Source organism: Terrisporobacter petrolearius (assembly GCF_020748185.1).
In the GTDB taxonomy this organism is placed as follows: domain Bacteria; phylum Bacillota; class Clostridia; order Peptostreptococcales; family Peptostreptococcaceae; genus Terrisporobacter; species Terrisporobacter petrolearius.
Map to the genome: position 1 here is coordinate 116,761 of NZ_JAHZMO010000002.1, position 16,896 is coordinate 133,656.

Below are 16,896 nucleotides of genomic sequence, written 5' to 3' on the forward strand. Positions count from 1 at the left end.
CATGAAAAATAGCATAAAAATATAAATTTTTATGCTATAAGTCTTAATATTTATCGTATTTATCTAAATTTTCTTCTTTTTTCTCTTTTTGTCTCTCAATAATTTTCATAATAAGTAGAATTATGGAACCAATTATTATTACTCCATAAAATAATATAAATATACTAAAGATAATCATATCCATAAATATGCTCCCTAAAAATTACTCCTCTATTAAAACTGCTGTACCATAAGCAATTACTTCACTAGCACCAGCCATAATTGCTGAAGTACCTATTTTCATACCTATAATAGCATTTGCCCCCATATCCTCAGCTTTTTCTACCATTCTTCCTACGGCAATTTTTCTAGCCTCTTCCATCATTTCTTGATAAGCTTTTATTTCCCCACCAACTAAAGTTTTAAAACTAGCACCTATATCTTTACCTATATTTTTTGTTCTAACTGTACTTGCTGATACAAATCCATAAACTTCTTTTATTTCTTTTCCTGGTACATTATTAATTGTAGTTATTATCATATATACCCTCCTAAAGCTCTTTTTACTTTAATTGTAACAAATGTTGATAATTTATTGCATTACAATATTGTTAGATAATTATATTATCCTATGCCTCCAAGTAGTATTCCTGCTATTAATACTATTAATGTTAAAAATACATATACATATTTGGCCATAGGATTAAACCAAGATCCAAGTAATTTTTTAGAACCAGTTTCAATTTCTGATTTTGCCTTATCAATACCAACTACCCAGAAAAACATTATTGCTGCTATAAATGCTCCAAGAGGTATTATATAAATTGATACAAAATCCATCCACTTTCCTAGCACATCTCCACTTTCCACAAATAATCCAAATATAAATGCCAAGAAGCAAACAAGTATCACAGATAATTTTCTACTTAATTTCAAATTACTTTGTATAGCTTCTATTGGTACTTCTAATAAATTCATTAATGATGTTATAGATGCAAATAATACTGATATAAAAAATACTATGGCAAATATTCTTCCAAAAGGCATTAGTTTAAATACTGATGGCAGTGTTATAAAAAGTAATGGTGGTCCTGCAGTTGGATCCAAATTAAATGCAAATACTGCTGGAATAATTACAAGCCCTGCAGTTAAAGCTGCTAAGGTATCAAATACAACTGTATTCTTTGCTGCATTTGGTATGTCTATATCTCTTTTTAAATAACTTCCATATACTATCATTCCAGACCCTGCTATGGATAATGAGAAAAATGCTTGACCTAGGGCATAAATCCAAGTTTTTGGTTGAGATAAATACTCCCACTTTGGAACAAATAAATAATTTATTCCATCCTTTGCTCCATCTAACATTAAAACTCTTACTAAAAGTAATAAAAATAAAATATAAAATGTTGGCATCATAATTTTATTTACTTTTTCAATGCCATTTGAAACACCAAGTAGTAAAATTAACGCTGTAATTAACAAGGCTAAAAAGTGCCACATTACACTACCAAAAGGTCCTGCTATAGCTCCAAAATATGCACCTGAATCTATAGCATTTAGGGCTTCTCCAGAAATACTTCCTACTAAGAACTTTATAAACCACCCTACTACAACAGCATATCCAACAGCTATACCAAAAGCACCCAGTACTGGTATAATTCCAAATAAACCTCCGCCTTTTTTATCTTTTGTTTCTAATGCATTTTTAAATGATCCTATTGGACCACTTTGTGTCATTCTGCCAAAAGCAAACTCTCCCATAAGTCCTGTGCATCCTAATAAAACTATAAATAAAATATAAGGTATTAAAAAAGCTGCCCCTCCAAATTGACCAATTCTGTATGGAAACATCCATATGTTTCCCATTCCTACAGCTGAACCTATACATGCTAATATAAATCCTGCTTTTGAGGTAAAAAGGTCTCTATTTTCTCTTTGACTTTTTGCATTATTATCAGACATAATCATCTCCTCCTTTGATTTTTTCTGTTATAATTATATGAATTTTTTTATTTTAAATCATATGATTTAAATAATTTTACCATAAATTGTAAATATTAACTATAATTTACTATATAAGCTTAATGGATAGTTGAATATTGATTATTAAAGTACTACTCTTATAATTGGAGGTGTGTAAAGTGAAAAAGGGATATTTATACATAGCTATAGCAACAATTTTATTTAGTTCTATGGAAATAATGTTAAAAACCATTTCTCAAAGCTTCAATCCCATACAGCTAACTTTTGAAAGATTTTTTATTGGAGGCTTAATATTACTGCCCTTTGCAATTAAATCACTTAAATCTAAAAATGAATCCCTTAATAAAGAAGATATAAAACAATTTCTATTATTAGGATTTATGTGCGTTGTTGTCAGCATGACTTTTTATCAACTTTCTGTAAATTATACAAAAGCTTCTGTTGTTGCAGTTATTTTCAGCTGTAATCCTGTTTTCGTAATGATATTTGCTTATATGTTCTTAAAAGAAGAAATCCACTCCCATAATATCCTCTCCCTTATTCTAGAAATAATGGGAATTATTATAATCATTAATCCCTTATCAATTAAATTATCACCTATAGGCCTTACTTTAACCATTCTGGCAGCTATTACATTTGCTTTGTATGGTGTATTAGGTAAGAAAAGTACAAAAAAATTTGGTGGAGAAGTTGTAACTTGCTTTAGCTTCATTTTTGGAAGTATTGAAATGCTTATTTTAATATCAATAGGACATGTTTCTTCTATATCAACTCTTTTAACTTCATTTAACCTAGATAACTTTGCAAATGTACCTTTATTTACTGGATATAATATAAGTAATATTTTAGTTGTAATTTATATTTATGTTTTTGTAACAGGTCTTGGATATGCTTCTTATTTTAAGGCCATGGAAGAAACTTCGGCTAATACATCATCTTTAGTATTTTTCTTTAAACCGGTTCTCTCTCCTATTTTCGCTTTTATTTTTATAGGGGAATTCATTCCTATGAATATGATTGTGGGAATTTTATTTATAGTTATTGGTTCTATTTTTACAATCATGTGTAATATGTCATTGGACAAAAGGTTATTAGAAGAGGAAGATGAAATAAGTTCAAATCAGCAAAACTTCACTTAAAAAAAGTATAAGCTTATCGCTTATACTTTTATATTATGAACTAACAGCTTGTCCTACAAGTCCTATTTCTTTAGCTACTGATTTCATTCCTTCTATTGTTTGTTCTATAACCTCTTCTAAAGGTTTATCTAACATTTCACATCCATTTTTTATAACTTCTCTATTTACACCTGCAGCAAAGCCACTAGATTTAAATTTTTTCTTAACTGATTTCAACCCTAAATCTAATACGCTCTTAGATGGTCTCATAATGGCTGTAGCATTTATAAGACCTGTTAGCTCATCAATTGTATATAATACCTTCTCCATGTTGTTTTCTGGCTTTACATCACAAACTAGACCATATCCATGACTAACAACAGAACGTATTAATTCTTCGTCTAAATCTTTTTCTCTCATTATTTCTATTACTTTCTTACAGTGCTCATCAGGATATTTTTCATAATCTAAGTCATGTAATAGTCCTACTATTCCCCATTTTTCTGGATCTTCATTATAAAGTTTAGCAAAATGTCTCATAACACCTTCCACTGCAAGAGCATGATTAATCAAATGCTCATCTTCGTTATACTCCTTTAGTATATTCCATGCTTCTTCTCTTGTTGGATACATATATTATTCCTCCTATGATTAATATTATCTTATATTATTATATCACCAATTAATACCAATTAACTTAAGATATTATAAATTATTCCAATTTTCTTGAAATTTAAAACATTATTTATCATATAAAAATAACAACCACTTATTCAGTGATTGTTATTTTTCCGTTTTTATATAATGAGTCTATATGTTTTGTATATTTTTCGTTTAATATTTTAGCTTTTATATCATCTTTACTATCTTCAAAGGACTTTGTAACAGACTTTTTATCACTTACTTTTACAATGTGATATCCATAAGGTGTTTCAATTAGATTTGAAACTTTGTTTGTATCTAGTTTAAATACTTCTTTAGTAAATTCAATATTTTTATCACTCTTGGCAAAGTATCCCAAGTCTCCACCGTCTTTTCCTGAATTTTTATCATCAGAGTATTCCTTTGCTAAATTAGCAAAGTCTTCATTATTTTTTATTTTATCTAAAACACTTTGTGCCTTTTCTTTTAATTTTTCTTTTTCTTCTTTACTAACTTCTTTATTGTCTTTATCTAAAGTAGATATTAAAATTTGACTAGCCTTTACTTCTTCAATATTAAATTGGTCTTTGTGATTATTGTAGTAAGCTTCCATTTCCTTGTCTGAAATAGTTATATCTTTTAAGAAGTTTTCCTTATATTTTGCTACAACCAAGTCTTTTTTAATTTGTTCATTTAAAAAGTCCTCTGTAACACCAGCTTCTTCTAATTTTACTTTATAAAGTGGATTTGTATTTAATGTATCTTTAAGTTGGTCAAATTTTTCATTTACTTCACTATCTTCTATTTTAATGTTTTGCTTTTGTGCATCTTGATAAGCCACTTCATTATCTATAATAAATGATAATACATCATTGTTTATTTCATCACTATTTTCATCTTTTTTTTCTATATATCCTGTAGCATCTAAAAATTCTTCTGTCTTTTTATATGCGTCTTTGCTTATGTCCACATCATTAACCTTTGCTAAGTTTTTGTTAGAGCATGCTACCATATTTATAGAGATTAAAATTGTTAATCCCATAAGAGTTATTTTTTTCAATTTTTTACCTCCATTATTTCTCTGACTTGAATAATTTACCATTCCAATAGTTTCTTTGTTCATCACTTTGCTTTATTGGTAATATTTCAAATCCTTCTTTTTTGAAATGATTAATCATTTCATCTAGAACTGCTACTGTTTGCTTTCTTTCGTGCATTAATAAAACTGCATCATCAGTATCATTTGTATGTTTTATAACAGATTGAATTATTTGTGGAGAAGTTGATCTCCAATCTTCTGTATCAAGTGTCCAGTCCCATAACTTGTATCCAGAGTCCATAAGAGCATTATATGAATTTTTTGGAGTATATGGCTTACTACCAAAAGGAAGTCTGATAACCTTTGATGTTTCTCCTGTTATTTCTTTAAATGTTTTTTGATTAGTATCAAATTCATTTTTTGCTGCTGTTGGTGATACATATAATTTGTGAATGTCATGACTTACGCTGTGAAATCCTGCTGTGTTTCCATTTTCAACTATATTTTTTACTTGCTGCGGATAAGCTTGCATATTTGAATTAATCATAAAAAATGTGGCTTTTACATTGTTTTTATTTAATATTTTAATAATTTCATCTGTATATTCTGATGGACCGTCATCAATTGTTATATATACTACTTTTCCATAACTTTTTGATGGACCTTTTTCTATCTCCCTTGAACCACTTAGTGCCACATCAGTTATTGTTTCTCCTTCAAGCATAATATTTCTACTCTTAGCACAGGCTAATGCTTCTTTAGCGTTTAATTTTACAATAGAAACTACACCTACACATATAACAAGAATAGCAACACCTGCTATAACTTTTGTTTTATTTTTATTGTGCTTTATATAATTCAAAACGTGTTTTATTGTTTTCAAAATTTTCTCTTTTGACTTTTCTTTAAATGTTAAATCTTCTTTTTTCATTTTCAAAATCCCCCAAATTTCTTACATTTTTCACAATACAAATTACTACATTTTTTCATAAGTTCTAATTCAAACAATACTACAGCGTCAATACTATTGTCTGCCAACATAATGGTGGAAGTCAATAAAAAAATTGAATCAAAATTGTTACATCTATTTTGTAATACCATTTTTTGTTTGTTATTTTTGCGAATATTTTTTCTTATAACGAGCATCATATTATTGAAATTAATTAATAAAGGAGATTTGAAAATGGCTAAAAAATCAAACGAAAAAAGTAAAATGGTTGACAAAAAGAACAACAAAATGGAAGACAAAAAAGCTAACAAAATGACAGACAAAGTCAATGTTAACGATGAATGCAACGATTGCTCTAATTGCAAATAAAAATTAAAAAGCATAAGTAACAAAAGCAAGCACACATATATTTTTAAAATTGTGTGCTTGCTTTTTCTAAACTTTAATGTGCTCTATCCCTTAATTCATTTTTTATCTCTTCAATTGTTACATTTGAATTTACCATTAATACTATAATATGATAAACTAAATCACTTATTTCATAAATTATTTCATTTTTATTTTCATTTTTTGCACCAATAATAACTTCTGCACTTTCTTCTCCTACTTTTTTAAGAATTTTATCCAAACCTTTATCAAACAAATAATTTGTATATGAGCCTTCTTTAGGATTATTTTTTCTATCTTTTATTAACTCATACAACCTTTGTAACAATTCATTACTTGAAACTTCTGCAGCACAAAATACTTCATTAAAAAAACAAGAATAATTTCCACTATGACAGGCTACTCCCTTTTGCTTAACAAGTAGTAGTATGGCATCTTTATCACAGTCATAATAAAATCCTTCAACCTGCTGAGTGTTTCCTGAAATTTCTCCCTTTGTCCAAAGCTCTTTTCTACTTCTGCTAAAGTAAGTGGCTTTTTTCTCAGCTAAGGTTTTTTTCATAGATTCTTTGTTCATATATGCAAGCATTAATACTTCTTTAGTATCCACATCTTGAACAACTGTTGGAATTAAACACTTTTCATCAAATTTTAGAGTATCTATAAAGTCTAGTTCAATTTCTTTATTTATATTTTTTTCAATTAAATTGTCTCTCATTATTTCATCTCCTAATTTAGGGTCTCACTTCTATCCCCTCTTTTTTCATATACTCTTTCAAATCTTTAATTTTTATTTCTCCAAAGTGAAATACTGATGCAGCAAGTACGCCATCACAGTTAGCTATATTTATTACTTTACAAAAGTCTTCCATTTTTCCTGCACCTCCAGAAGCTATAACAGGAACATTTACAGCATTTGTTATTTTTGATAGTAATTCTATATCATAACCTTTTTTCATTCCGTCTTCGTCAATACTGTTTACAACTATTTCTCCAGCTCCCAGATTCACTCCTTTCTTTGCCCATTCAACAGCGTCTAAATTAGTTTTTTCTCTTCCTCCTTTTACATATACATTCCAAGAACCTTCATCATTTTTCTTTACATCCATGGATAAAACTACGCATTGGTTGCCAAATTTCTCTGCAGCTTTTTTTATAAGGTTTGGGTTTCTTACGGCAGCTGAGTTTACAGAAACTTTGTCTGCTCCTTTTTTAAGTATATTAGTAAAATCATCTATTGATGAAACTCCACCACCTACACAAAAGGGTATAGACAAATTCTCAGCAACTTTTGAAACAAACTCTAGGTAAGTTTTTCTTTCTTCATTTGAAGCTGTTATATCGTAAAATACAAGTTCGTCTGCACCACTATCACTATAATATTTTCCTAGAACTTCTGGAGAGTCCACATCTTCTATATCTTTAAATTTTTTCCCCTTAACTACTCTTCCATTTCTAACATCAAGACAAGGTATGATTCTTTTTGTTAACATAAACTTAAAGCCTCCTTTAGTTCTATTTTATTTTCATAAAGAGATTTTCCTATTATAGCTCCATATAAGTTCATGAGATTTAATTTTTTCACATCTTCTAAAGTTGTAACTCCGCCAGACGCTATAATATCTAAACTTGTTTCCTTTAACAGTTTTTCGTAAATATGAAAGTTTGGACCAATCATCATTCCATCTTTTGATATGTCCGTATAAACTATGGTTTTCACTCCTATTTCTTCTAATTCCTTACATAGCTCAATTGAGTCCAAACTGCTTACTTCTTCCCATCCTTCTATGGCAACTTTTCCGTTTTTAGCATCTATAGATACAACAATTTTTTCTTTGTATTTTTTTACTAAATCTTTCAATAGTTCTTTATTTTTTACTGCCATGCTGCCAATTATTACTCTATTAACACCCATAGATAAAAGTTCTTCTATTCTTTTTTCATCCCTAACTCCTCCACCAATTTGTATGGGAATATTTACACTTTGTAGTATTTTTTTTATACTGTGGTCATTTATATTACCTTCTCCTATTGCTCCATTTAGAGAGACAATATGAATAAACTTAGCTCCTTTTTCTTCCCATTTTTTAGCTATTTCACTTGGATCATCACCATAAATATTTACTTTGTTAAAATCACCTTGCAATAGTCTTACACATTTATTATCTTTTATGTCTATTGCTGGAAAAATTATCATCTAACAATCAACTCCTTATAAGCCTTTAATATGTTTTCCCCCACTTCACCGCTTTTTTCTGGATGAAATTGAAGGCCATATATGTTGTCTTTTCTAACTATTCCTGGGATCTTTTTTTCATATTCTGCAAATGCTATTAATTCTTTATTTGAAGAATTTGCAAAATATGAGTGTACAAAGTAAACATAAGAATCTTCATTTATATATTTTAGTATTTCATCATCTTTTTCAAATTTTAAATTATTCCAACCCATATGAGGAACTTTTAAGTCAACATCAAGAAAGTTTATTTCTCCTTCAATTAAGCCTAATCCTTCATACTCTCCATGTTCATAACTTTTTTCATAAAGTAGCTGCATACCTAAACATATACCTATCATATACTTTCCACTTTTTACAAAATCTTTAATAGGCTGAACTAACTCTAAATCATTTAATGAATTTATGGCATCTCTATAAGCACCAACACCTGGAAGAATAAGAGAGTCTGCATTTTTTATTTCATCTAACTCTCTAGATATTTTAGTTTCAATTCCTGCCCTAGCAAACCCCCTAATAACCGAACCTAAATTACCTAGGCCATAGTCAACTATTATATTCATTATAAAGCTCCTTTCGAAGAAGAAATATCGCCAGATACAACTTCACTTCCTTCTTTTAATGCTCTTGCAAAAGATTTAAATACTGCCTCAATTTTATGATGGTCGTTTTCTCCATAAAGAAGGTTTATATGAAGAGTTATTCTACTTTCATTTACAAAAGCCCTAAAAAATTCCTTAAACATTTGAGTAGACATATTTCCAATTCTTTCACTTTTGAAATTTACATTGAAAACTAAATATGGTCTATTGCTTATATCTATACTTGTATAGACTAAGGATTCATCCATGGGTATATATACAGTGGAATATCTTCTAATTCCTATTTTTTCTCCAAGGGCATCTTTAAAGGATTGACCTAAACAAATTCCCAAATCTTCAACACTATGATGATCATCCACCTGTAAATCCCCCCTACATTTCACAATTAAATCGAAACTACTATGAAAAGTAAACAGAGTTAACATATGGTCTAAAAATTCTATTCCTGTGTCTATCTCGGCTTTTCCGCTACCATCAAGATTTATCTTTACTTTAACTTTTGTTTCCAAAGTATTTCTTTCTACAAAACCCCTTCTCATATTTCCTCCTAGACAAACTTTTTCATAGCTTTAATAAATTCATTGTTTTCATCCACACTTCCTATAGTAACTCTGTAGTGATTATCTAATTTGCCACCAAATTTTCTAATTAAAACATCTTCTCTTATTAATTTATCTTCTAACTTTTTTATATCACTGTGAAAGAAAAGAAAGTTAGCTCCTGATGGAAATACTTTTATATTCATATCTAAAAGAGATTTGTATACTTTTTCTCTTTCTTTTTTTATTCCTTTTACATAAGCTATCATTTTATCTTTTTTCTCTAATGCCTTTGTTGTTAAAAAAGCTGATATGGAATTTAAGTTATAAGGTGGTCTTACTTTTTCCACAGTATTTACAAGCTCCTCACAAGCTATTAAATAACCTGTTCTAATTCCTGCCATGGAAAATGCTTTAGATAGGGTTTTAACTACTATAAGATTTTTATAATTTTCAATTTCTTCCACTACACTTTCCTCTCCAAACTCCATGTATGCTTCGTCAACTATGACAATGTTGTCTGTAGATTTTATTATTCTAATTACATCATCTTTTTTTATAATACTTCCTGTTGGATTGTTTGGATTACATATTATAGTTACTTTAGGGTCTTTTTCTTTTATAAGGTCTATAACTTTATCAGTATTTATTACAAAATCATCTTCAGATTCAGCTCCTATGTACTTAGTGTCAAATATTTTTGCATATATGGAATACATGGCGAAACTTGGGTCTAAGCTTAAGATTAATTCTTCTCTATCAACAAATGTTTTTATGCATAAATCTAGTAACTCACTAGAACCATTACCCACACATATATTCGAAGTTTTGCATCCAACATAGTTACATATTGCTTTTTTCAAATCAATGTAAGAATCATCTGGGTAAACATTTAGATAAAACTCTTCTCCCAATTGTTTAACTAAATCTTTAAATAAATCTTTACTTCCTTCATTTGCATCTAATTTTACTGAACACACTATTGGATTTACTACGTATGGTTGTAACTCCTTTACACTTTGTTTTTCTTTCATAACTAACACCCCTTTTAATATTTTTATTTATCTAAAGTTAAAGCAAATTTATTTACAATTTCTTCAATCTTATTTTTATTAAATTTATAACTTACTCTATTGGCTATTATTCTAGAACTTATGTTGCACATATCTTCCACAATTTCTAGACCATTTGCTTTTAGAGTATTACCCGTTTCTACTAAGTCAACAATAACATCTGAAAGCCCTACTATGGGAGCTAGCTCCACAGATCCATTAAGTTTTATAATTTCTATTTTTTGTCCCCTAGATTTAAAATAATTTCTTGCAATTGTTGGGTATTTTGTTGCAACTTTTAAAATTTCTTCTTTTGCATAATTGTTTTTACCTTTTACTCCTGCCACAGAAAACTTACATCTTCCAAATCCCAAATCAAGTAGTTCATATACTTCATTGTCATTTTCATTTTCTAAAATAGTATCTTTTCCTACTATTCCAAGATCTGCTACCCCTTTTTCCACGTAAATTACTACATCAGATGGCTTTACATGAATATAGGTTATTTTATTTTCTTCATCTTTGAAAATTAACTTTCTGCTATCTGTTTCTATGCACTCTTCCATTTTTAGAATCTTCAGTCTTTTATAAATATCTTTTTCTATTCTTCCTTTAGCTATTGCTATTACAATATTATCCACCTTAATCAACTCCTATTTTTTTGATGCTTTTATAAGTCCATCCACGTCTATACAAAACCCAATAGCAGGAACTCTTCTTCCAAACTCCCCAGTAAGAGAATCATATCTTCCTCCACTTAAAATCTCTTTGTACACATTAGCATAATAACCTTTAATCATTATTCCTTCATAATAATCAAACTTTCCTACCATGGACAAATCACAATTTGTATATTTTTTGTATTCACTATTTTTCAGTAAAATACTTATCTCTTCTAACTCTTTTAAACCTTTTTTCATTAAATCATTTATATATAGTTTCCTAGCTTTTACTATTACATCTTCCATATCTCCATTTAAGTTAAAGAGATTATATATAATTTCTTTTATTTCTTTTCTTGCACTGAATTTTTCAATACAATCTTTTATTTCAATTTTGTTTTTTCTAAGTATTAAACTTTTTAATTTGTTTTCTTCCTGTTCATTAAGATTTAACTCACTAAGTAGTCCATTAATGTAGTTACTATTTCCAATTTCTAAAATAAATTTTTCTCCAAATTTTTTTAGTATATCTAAGGACATATTTACTATTTCTAAGTCTGCTTTTATGGAATTTTCACCCAAGTACTCACAGCCAAATTGTCTAATTTCCTTTATATCTTCTTTGTTTTCGTTTTTGTAAACTGTAGAGTGATAAAATAATTTAAGTACTAAATCATCTTCCCACCTAGGTATTAAGCTTTTTATAATACTTGTTGTAATGTCAGGTCTTAATACTAAAATTTTGTCACTAACTATTTTCACCATGAATTTTGTGGGGATTCTTTTATTTATGGCAATAAAATCGTCGTAATCCTCAAATATACTTGGTTTTATTTGAATATAATTATTTTTTACAAATATAGATTCTATTTCTTTTGTGAGTTCATATCTTTTCTTACAATAACTTAATTCGTTTTCTATGCTTAAATACTTCATAATTCCTCCTTGTAATTCTTAGTATTAATTATTTAAAAAAAGTTTTTTCTAATAAAAAAACCATATAGGCTATGCCTATATGGTTTACAAGTTTCATATACCATCATAGATACAAGCCCATTTACTGTACTTAAAACAGGGCTTGTATCTATGAAAAAATTCATAATTACAATCCCTTGGATCTATGATGATGATAATATAATGTTGTATTTAATTTGCTATTAAGTTTTTCATTTATAATATACATCATACTTACCTCCAAAGAATTTATTAACAATAATGATAATCTACTTTGTATACATTATCAATAATTTTTTTAATTTTCTCTATTTTTTCTTACTATCCATTTTCTTATCTATATTTGATTTTAATTAGTATTTTAATGATTTAATTACTTTATCAATTTGGTTACTAGCTTTATCTATGGAAATTAGCCTTTCTTTTTCTGTAGTTCCAGTACCATCAACCAATATTTCTTTTGTCTTTTTTATTCCCATAAATTTAGAAATATATTTTATGTAGCTAACTCCACGATTTAAAATGGGTTTTGTGTACACAGGTATTTTCCCACCGCTTGATTGAACATATACTAAGCTTCTATCAAAATCATTTAATTTTCCCTTTGGTTTTTTGTTCTCAAATTTAATAGTTTTTTTGTCTTGTATTACACAGTCAAAATATCCTTTAAGTTGTGGTGGAAAAGATGAACACCACATTGGTGCTGAAATAACGTATACTCTAGCTTTCATAAATTGGTCACATAAATTATTAATTCTTTTTATTTCTTTTTGGGCATGGTCATCTAATTGTTTTAAAACTTCATTTTCAACTAAAGCGCTACGTCCTGCAAAATATTCATATTCTAATCTTGGTATATGATCTTTATACAAATCTACTTCTTCCACATCAAAATCGGGATTTTTCTCAATAAACTTTTGTATAAAAAGTTTAGCTACTGTTTTACTTGATGACAATTCTTCTGGTTTTGAATTGCAATTAATATATAATAATGTTTTTCTCATAATTCACCTCAAATAAATAATTGATAATATTATATTATTTGTTAAATATTAGAATCTATTCTATTAACCACTAATTATTAACTCAAAAAGGGGTACACATTTTTGTGTACCCCTTCATCGCCTATCTTTTTTTCCACTTGGCACTCCTACCTTTTGCCACAACTTCTATTTTTCCGCTTTTTCTCAAGTTGTTAAAAACGCGATTAATAGTTGGTTCTGGAATGTCAGGACACTGATTTCTTACATCATCCTTTGTAAAATATCCCAAAGTAGAATTTATAACTTTTTCTATTCTTCTAGTTTTAGTTTCTTTTTTACTTCCAGTTAAGTTCATTTCTTCATTCAAATCTTCGTAGGCATTTAATATAAATGACAAGAAATAGTCTAGCCATTTGTTCATATTGTAAGATTGTCTTTCTAAATCTCCTTGTTTAGAAAATATAGTTTTAAAATATGAGTAATTTTCATCATTATATAGATTTCCCAAACTAGTAAATCGTCCTATCTCATATCCGCTTTTGTTTAATAATAGTAAAGTCAGAATCTTTGACATTGCTAAGTTATCTTCTTTAAATGGAGATATTAACATAAAATCCATTATAAAAGAAGCAATTATTATAAGATCTTGAATTTTATTTTCTTCTAAAAACTTGTAATATTTTTCACATAAACTTTCAACTTTATTTCCTATATCTTGGACATTATCAAAATCATCATTTGATTCTCCAAGGTCATTAAGGACTATTGCTTCATTTCTATATCTGCCACCTCTTGTTAAAGAATATCTGTGTAAATATCCATGAAGTTCTAAAATAGTTTGAGAGCTTATTTTAATATCTTCAAAAGCACTGTTTATTGTCTTAATTACATCTCTAAATTCTACAACACTAATTTCGTCTCTAGACTGTGGTGTAATTTCATTGTGAATTAATTTTACTAAATTTTCCTGCCCCCCAAGAAAACTATCAATATAAGTGTCATAAACAAATTTAAGAATAGCATCATCTGTCATTAAAGCTACCACATTTTTAGGTTGCTTCTTATAGACAATTTGCTCTCCTTTGTATTCATTTATCTTGCATAATTTTTTTACATTGTTCATATCAACTGATATATTAGCCAGCTTTGTCCCCATAGTGTATCCCATAATATCACTCCAAACCCCAATAATATACTTTTCCTACAAAATAGTCGTATTAATTTGATTTTACCATAATTTGTTACTATTTACAATTATATATATATTATTTCCCTTTCATTGACAGAATATTTTAATTATTGCTACAAATTTAACAACTGCATTTTTATTATGAAAAAAGCCTTACTGGATTTTACCCAAGTAAGGCTTTCATTATTATATTAACTTATTATTATAAACACCTAATAAACCTACATCTTTTACTCTTTTTTCTATTTCTTCTTTGTCTATTGTATAAAGTCCAAGTTCTTTCATTCTGTTGAAGTAAATACTTCCTGCAAAGGTAAATCTCATTTTTACTCCTTCTTCCTTATGCATTTTTTCATTAGAATAAGATATAAAGTCTCCTATTAACAAACTGCTTGGTAATTGTAAATAGCCTTTATTTGTTAAATATCTTACAGCATTATGTCCAGCTAAAGATCCTGTACAAATAGCTTCTGTGTGACCTACATAAAATCCTGATTTTTCTCCTCCGACAAATAAATTTTTCATTCCTTTTGCTCTCATATAATTATCTCTTGGAGATACTGCCATATATCTAATAGAATTTCCTTTGCCTCCACTATAAGGGTCAACTATACATGCAGTTTCAAATCCTGGCACACTTCTTAATTTTTCTAAGTCAAAAAATGGTGTCATTAATTTTGCATGACCAGTATCTAACAAAATAATGTTTTCAGCAAATTCATGAAGGGCATATTGCTGACAAACTTTAATATCCAGTTTCTTTTCGTTTCTAAGTTCCTTAGGAAGTGGTATAACTGCAAAACCTTTATCCTTTAATTCTTTTTGTATATCCTCACTTAAGCTTTCTTTTAATAATTTCATAGAACCACTAAATGCTCCGAAATCACCATTTACTCTTTCTCCGATCATATCATTTACGCCACATCTTCCTGTTACACTTACCCTTCCTCCAAAAGAAGGACATCTAAGAACGCACATAGCACATCCATTACCATACTTAGAACAATTACCCATTGGGCCAGAGGACCCAGTTGTATCAACAAAGCTATCGCCTTCTATCCTCTCTCCATCTTCTAATACAACTGCTTTTAATATGTCTTTTTCACAGTCCACGTCCACTACTCTGCTCATTATTCTTACTTCAATCCCCATATCTTTTATAAGTTTTCTAACTGGTGGTTCAATTTTTAAAACATTATATATTGTGGCGTGATTATGCCCTGGAAAATTCACATTTTTGTGACTTGAATTTTCATCTGTTAACGTAAATAATTCACTGGCACCTAAACACATTGCCTCTTCACATGCAGTGTATCTTCCGTTATTTCTCATTATTCCGCCCACGTTACCAAGACCTATTAATAAATCTGTTTTTTCTAAAATTACTACTTGTGCACCGGCTTTTGATGCACTTATTGCAGCAGCGCATCCAGCCCAGCCACCACCTATGACTACAACCTTTGCCATTTATATCCCCCCAATTTATTTAAGATTGCTTAAAAACTCTCGTCCATTCATTTGAGCTTTACATGTCTTTATTCTGCAATTATTTAATCTAATAGTACACGCACCGCATATACCTTCTCCGCAACAGATTAAATTATTATTTGGAATTGCAAATTTTATCTTATTATCAATGCTATCTACTAATTGTAAAATAGACTTATTAAAATATATTAATCCACAACTGTAAACAAAACTTATATTGTTACTTTTTATATAATTTATTAGAATTTCTTTTTTGTCTTCCAAATTAAAAAACTGAATATTTGCTCCTAGATTTTCTATTTTTTCCTCCATCATTTCTAGTCTTTTGCCTTTTTCATTTATAAATACTTCCACTTCATTGTTATTTCTAATTAATCTTTTTATAACTTTTAAGGAATTTACTTGAGATAAGCCATCTAGAACTACCAAACATTTGTTAAATTCATTTGATTTGATTTCTTTTAGTCCAAAAATTCCATTAAAATAAGGAGCCTTTACAATTATTTCTTCACAATTTACTAAAGGCTTTGTTTTTATTCCTCTTGGAACTACTACTACTTCTAGTATATTATTTTCTTCATCCACATCCATTACAGATATTGGTGCATTGAAAAATCCACTTTCTCTATCTTTGTCCTTCAAAAAAACATATGCACCTGGTTCACTTAAATCTCTAGTTAAATAACTAGGTATTTTAATCTTTAAAAAGTAAATATTTTTTTCTATTTCTTTGCTTTCAATCACTTTACAAAGTAAATCTTTTCTTTCTTCTACTGGTACTATTTTGTTGTGCATAAGTTCATTGTAAATACAAACTCCTTGCCACTTACACTCACAAGTCTTTTCCCCTCTAATTAAAGAACATTTTATACAATCCCCGCTGTGAGCTAAATGACATGGACAGTATTTTCCACCTGCATCAGCACAAAATTGATTATTAGGTCTTTCCATTTTGTCCACTTCCTTAAAATGATATTTTCTCTTAAACTCTTTCATCACTATTAAGCTATATTATTAATTTATTAATTATAGGAAAATCAGTGACAGAAAAAAGAAGTTTAAAATATATTTCTTTTAAACTTCTTTTTTAT

The 16,896-nt window shown here is 28.6% G+C and carries 20 protein-coding genes; 2 read left to right on the forward strand and 18 right to left on the reverse strand.

Translation table 11 applies throughout. The features are described from left to right. Nucleotides 1–43: 43 nt before the first annotated feature. The 3 genes from K0040_RS01935 to K0040_RS01945 form a co-directional block, all read right to left on the reverse strand. Nucleotides 44–184: a hypothetical protein gene (locus K0040_RS01935; protein ID WP_175487602.1), complete on the reverse strand. Its 141-nt coding sequence runs from the start codon at nucleotides 182–184 to the stop codon at nucleotides 44–46. An 18-nt stretch (nucleotides 185–202) separates the two neighbouring features. Next, a complete protein-coding gene (locus K0040_RS01940) occupies nucleotides 203–520 on the reverse strand; it encodes a YbjQ family protein (RefSeq protein WP_228107290.1) in 318 nt (105 codons plus the stop codon). 83 nt (nucleotides 521–603) lie between these two features. Further along, nucleotides 604–1,944: a sodium-dependent transporter gene (locus tag K0040_RS01945; protein ID WP_228107291.1), complete on the reverse strand. Its 1,341-nt coding sequence runs from the start codon at nucleotides 1,942–1,944 to the stop codon at nucleotides 604–606. A gap of 179 nt (nucleotides 1,945–2,123) precedes the next feature. Here K0040_RS01945 and K0040_RS01950 point away from each other — a divergent pair, with 179 nt between their 5' ends. After that, nucleotides 2,124–3,104, forward strand: coding sequence for a DMT family transporter (locus K0040_RS01950; RefSeq protein ID WP_228107292.1), 981 nt, complete (start codon nucleotides 2,124–2,126; stop codon nucleotides 3,102–3,104). A gap of 33 nt (nucleotides 3,105–3,137) precedes the next feature. Here K0040_RS01950 and K0040_RS01955 read toward each other — a convergent pair whose 3' ends face one another. The 3 genes from K0040_RS01955 to K0040_RS01965 all read right to left on the reverse strand — a co-directional run bounded on the left by K0040_RS01955 (nucleotide 3,138) and on the right by K0040_RS01965 (nucleotide 5,695). Next, the gene (locus tag K0040_RS01955; RefSeq protein ID WP_228107293.1) at nucleotides 3,138–3,716 is read right to left on the reverse strand and encodes an HDIG domain-containing metalloprotein; all 579 of its coding nucleotides are present in this window, start codon (nucleotides 3,714–3,716) and stop codon (nucleotides 3,138–3,140) included. A 136-nt stretch (nucleotides 3,717–3,852) separates the two neighbouring features. Next, a complete protein-coding gene (locus tag K0040_RS01960; RefSeq protein ID WP_316718935.1) occupies nucleotides 3,853–4,785 on the reverse strand; it encodes a peptidylprolyl isomerase in 933 nt (310 codons plus the stop codon). A gap of 13 nt (nucleotides 4,786–4,798) precedes the next feature. Then, nucleotides 4,799–5,695: a polysaccharide deacetylase family protein gene (locus tag K0040_RS01965; protein ID WP_228107295.1), complete on the reverse strand. Its 897-nt coding sequence runs from the start codon at nucleotides 5,693–5,695 to the stop codon at nucleotides 4,799–4,801. Between the two features lie 252 nt (nucleotides 5,696–5,947). Between K0040_RS01965 and K0040_RS20620 the strand changes: the two genes are divergently transcribed. Next, the gene (locus K0040_RS20620) at nucleotides 5,948–6,082 is read left to right on the forward strand and encodes a hypothetical protein (RefSeq protein WP_018591156.1); all 135 of its coding nucleotides are present in this window, start codon (nucleotides 5,948–5,950) and stop codon (nucleotides 6,080–6,082) included. Nucleotides 6,083–6,155: 73 nt separating this feature from the next. Here K0040_RS20620 and hisIE read toward each other — a convergent pair whose 3' ends face one another. The 12 genes from hisIE to K0040_RS02025 all read right to left on the reverse strand — a co-directional run bounded on the left by hisIE (nucleotide 6,156) and on the right by K0040_RS02025 (nucleotide 16,756). Further along, nucleotides 6,156–6,818, reverse strand: a complete 663-nt coding sequence (gene hisIE / locus K0040_RS01970; protein ID WP_228107296.1) for a bifunctional phosphoribosyl-AMP cyclohydrolase/phosphoribosyl-ATP diphosphatase HisIE — start codon at nucleotides 6,816–6,818, stop codon at nucleotides 6,156–6,158. Between the two features lie 16 nt (nucleotides 6,819–6,834). Then, nucleotides 6,835–7,593, reverse strand: coding sequence for an imidazole glycerol phosphate synthase subunit HisF (gene hisF / locus K0040_RS01975; protein WP_228107297.1), 759 nt, complete (start codon nucleotides 7,591–7,593; stop codon nucleotides 6,835–6,837). Next, nucleotides 7,587–8,297 (reverse strand): 1-(5-phosphoribosyl)-5-[(5-phosphoribosylamino)methylideneamino]imidazole-4-carboxamide isomerase, encoded by a 711-nt coding sequence (gene hisA / locus K0040_RS01980; protein ID WP_228107298.1) that lies wholly within the window; start codon nucleotides 8,295–8,297, stop codon nucleotides 7,587–7,589. The genes hisF and hisA overlap by 7 nt, the downstream gene beginning before the upstream one ends. Beyond that, nucleotides 8,294–8,899, reverse strand: coding sequence for an imidazole glycerol phosphate synthase subunit HisH (gene hisH, locus K0040_RS01985; protein ID WP_228107299.1), 606 nt, complete (start codon nucleotides 8,897–8,899; stop codon nucleotides 8,294–8,296). Before hisH ends, hisA begins: the two co-directional genes overlap by 4 nt. Then, complete coding sequence (gene hisB / locus K0040_RS01990; protein ID WP_228107300.1) at nucleotides 8,899–9,477, reverse strand: imidazoleglycerol-phosphate dehydratase HisB; 579 nt, start codon at nucleotides 9,475–9,477, stop codon at nucleotides 8,899–8,901. The genes hisH and hisB overlap by 1 nt, the downstream gene beginning before the upstream one ends. An 8-nt stretch (nucleotides 9,478–9,485) precedes the next feature. After that, on the reverse strand, nucleotides 9,486–10,511 hold the full coding sequence (gene hisC, locus K0040_RS01995; protein WP_228107301.1) for a histidinol-phosphate transaminase: 1,026 nt from the start codon (nucleotides 10,509–10,511) through the stop codon (nucleotides 9,486–9,488). Nucleotides 10,512–10,534: 23 nt separating this feature from the next. Next, nucleotides 10,535–11,170 (reverse strand): ATP phosphoribosyltransferase, encoded by a 636-nt coding sequence (hisG, locus tag K0040_RS02000; RefSeq protein ID WP_228107302.1) that lies wholly within the window; start codon nucleotides 11,168–11,170, stop codon nucleotides 10,535–10,537. Nucleotides 11,171–11,182: 12 nt separating this feature from the next. After that, nucleotides 11,183–12,127, reverse strand: a complete 945-nt coding sequence (locus K0040_RS02005) for an ATP phosphoribosyltransferase regulatory subunit (protein WP_228107303.1) — start codon at nucleotides 12,125–12,127, stop codon at nucleotides 11,183–11,185. 371 nt (nucleotides 12,128–12,498) lie between these two features. Further along, nucleotides 12,499–13,149, reverse strand: a complete 651-nt coding sequence (locus K0040_RS02010) for an FMN-dependent NADH-azoreductase (protein WP_228107304.1) — start codon at nucleotides 13,147–13,149, stop codon at nucleotides 12,499–12,501. A 121-nt stretch (nucleotides 13,150–13,270) separates the two neighbouring features. Then, nucleotides 13,271–14,296, reverse strand: coding sequence for a Fic family protein (locus K0040_RS02015; protein ID WP_228107305.1), 1,026 nt, complete (start codon nucleotides 14,294–14,296; stop codon nucleotides 13,271–13,273). Between the two features lie 207 nt (nucleotides 14,297–14,503). Further along, nucleotides 14,504–15,784, reverse strand: coding sequence for an FAD-dependent oxidoreductase (locus K0040_RS02020; protein ID WP_228107306.1), 1,281 nt, complete (start codon nucleotides 15,782–15,784; stop codon nucleotides 14,504–14,506). A gap of 15 nt (nucleotides 15,785–15,799) precedes the next feature. Continuing rightward, nucleotides 15,800–16,756, reverse strand: a complete 957-nt coding sequence (locus K0040_RS02025) for a sulfide/dihydroorotate dehydrogenase-like FAD/NAD-binding protein (RefSeq protein ID WP_228107307.1) — start codon at nucleotides 16,754–16,756, stop codon at nucleotides 15,800–15,802. Nucleotides 16,757–16,896: the final 140 nt, after the last annotated feature.

What these genes read in the sequence shown, in the direction of transcription:
- K0040_RS01940 (WP_228107290.1), bottom strand. Translation starts at nt 520, where the DNA reads ATGATAATAACTACAATTAATAATGTACCAGGAAAAGAAATAAAAGAA.
- hisB (WP_228107300.1), bottom strand. Translation starts at nt 9,477, where the DNA reads ATGAGAAGGGGTTTTGTAGAAAGAAATACTTTGGAAACAAAAGTTAAA.
- K0040_RS01935 (WP_175487602.1), bottom strand. Translation starts at nt 184, where the DNA reads ATGGATATGATTATCTTTAGTATATTTATATTATTTTATGGAGTAATA.
- K0040_RS01965 (WP_228107295.1), bottom strand. Translation starts at nt 5,695, where the DNA reads ATGAAAAAAGAAGATTTAACATTTAAAGAAAAGTCAAAAGAGAAAATT.
- hisIE (WP_228107296.1), bottom strand. Translation starts at nt 6,818, where the DNA reads ATGAGAGACAATTTAATTGAAAAAAATATAAATAAAGAAATTGAACTA.
- hisF (WP_228107297.1), bottom strand. Translation starts at nt 7,593, where the DNA reads ATGTTAACAAAAAGAATCATACCTTGTCTTGATGTTAGAAATGGAAGA.
- hisC (WP_228107301.1), bottom strand. Translation starts at nt 10,511, where the DNA reads ATGAAAGAAAAACAAAGTGTAAAGGAGTTACAACCATACGTAGTAAAT.
- K0040_RS02025 (WP_228107307.1), bottom strand. Translation starts at nt 16,756, where the DNA reads ATGGAAAGACCTAATAATCAATTTTGTGCTGATGCAGGTGGAAAATAC.
- K0040_RS01945 (WP_228107291.1), bottom strand. Translation starts at nt 1,944, where the DNA reads ATGTCTGATAATAATGCAAAAAGTCAAAGAGAAAATAGAGACCTTTTT.
- K0040_RS02010 (WP_228107304.1), bottom strand. Translation starts at nt 13,149, where the DNA reads ATGAGAAAAACATTATTATATATTAATTGCAATTCAAAACCAGAAGAA.
- K0040_RS02020 (WP_228107306.1), bottom strand. Translation starts at nt 15,784, where the DNA reads ATGGCAAAGGTTGTAGTCATAGGTGGTGGCTGGGCTGGATGCGCTGCT.
- K0040_RS01955 (WP_228107293.1), bottom strand. Translation starts at nt 3,716, where the DNA reads ATGTATCCAACAAGAGAAGAAGCATGGAATATACTAAAGGAGTATAAC.
- hisH (WP_228107299.1), bottom strand. Translation starts at nt 8,899, where the DNA reads ATGAATATAATAGTTGACTATGGCCTAGGTAATTTAGGTTCGGTTATT.
- K0040_RS02015 (WP_228107305.1), bottom strand. Translation starts at nt 14,296, where the DNA reads ATGGGATACACTATGGGGACAAAGCTGGCTAATATATCAGTTGATATG.
- K0040_RS20620 (WP_018591156.1), top strand. Translation starts at nt 5,948, where the DNA reads ATGGCTAAAAAATCAAACGAAAAAAGTAAAATGGTTGACAAAAAGAAC.
- K0040_RS02005 (WP_228107303.1), bottom strand. Translation starts at nt 12,127, where the DNA reads ATGAAGTATTTAAGCATAGAAAACGAATTAAGTTATTGTAAGAAAAGA.
- hisA (WP_228107298.1), bottom strand. Translation starts at nt 8,297, where the DNA reads ATGATAATTTTTCCAGCAATAGACATAAAAGATAATAAATGTGTAAGA.